We start from the raw sequence: 1,087 nt of genomic DNA, 5'->3' as shown, positions 1-1,087 counted from the left end.
TTGACCCGATAGGGCTGAGAGGCGGGTTAAACTTATATCAGTATGCACCGAATCCATTAAGTTGGATAGACCCTCTTGGGTTAGCTAAGTGCCCTCATGCTAAGCTAGCGAATAAAATTCAAGAGAGGGCAATTGATGGAAAAATCCCGAAAATCGCTCCCGGGAAAGTATCTCCCAAGGGGTATCACGTTAGACTTTCGGAGCAAAGAATGCTGGAAATAATTAAAAATCCTGATGGTGTATATGTTTCCTCTGGCGGCAATAATAATATTATTTTTGCCAAGGATGGGGATATTGTTATTCTGGCGGGTAATAAGGCAGGAGCGGTTAAAGGGCAAGCGATTACATCTTATGGTTCTTCAGGGCCAAGAGGTGATAGCGGCGCGGCTATTTATGGTGGGCGAGCTAGCGATCCTGGGCTACCAATAACTGATAGCATGATTATAAATGGACAAATTCCGACCCCTGGTGGTGGATTCTTACCTCCTGCAACGGCTATAGCATTTTGAGGTTAACGATGAAATCTATTTTTTGGGATCTTGCTCATTTTAATATCTCGATGAAAAGTCAGTATGGTGACATCTATGAGCTAGAAAAAGACATAAGAAAATTTTTTGGAAGTAGTAATTTTAGTGAGATGGATTCGCTAGATTGGTTTTTAATCGATAAAGAAACCAAAGCGCTATCATTTTTATTACTAAGCATACCATCTTATTTTTGTAGTCCACATGAACATAAGTTAATTGATGCTAGTAATTTGCATGATATAAAATTATCAGACTGTATCGATAAATTTGCAAATAATGTGACTATTCAAGATACAGCTTCCTTTTCAACTGAAGAAAACACTTTAATTGTAACAACTGACTCATCGTTAATTTATCATAAAACACTTATTTCTGATGATCTTTATTTTCTATTAGGTGATGATTTATCATACCGAGGTTTTTTGTTGGTTAATGCAACCAATCATATTCCTGGTAATATTGAATCATTAAATAAAGGTATATCCGATTGGATTTTATCGAGAATGTTTGAGATATGTAATCAGGAATTTTATGACGCAATGGATGATAAGGACGAGGAT

1 protein-coding gene and 1 pseudogene are annotated in these 1,087 nt (G+C 36.9%); both read left to right on the top strand.

Features of this window, described 5'->3' with window-relative positions; genetic code table 11:
- Positions 1-509, top strand: a pseudogene (locus HEN33_RS25065) (sugar-binding protein); the annotation flags it as partial.
- A gap of 8 nt (positions 510-517) precedes the next feature.
- Positions 518-1,087: hypothetical protein (locus tag HEN33_RS25060; RefSeq protein WP_183083518.1), on the top strand; the 570-nt coding region annotated here is incomplete at its 3' end.

This window comes from Escherichia sp. 94.0001 (genome assembly GCF_013369155.2).
Classification (GTDB): Bacteria; Pseudomonadota; Gammaproteobacteria; order Enterobacterales; family Enterobacteriaceae; genus Escherichia; species Escherichia coli_F.
This window is presented reverse-complemented; position numbering and strand designations above follow the sequence as displayed.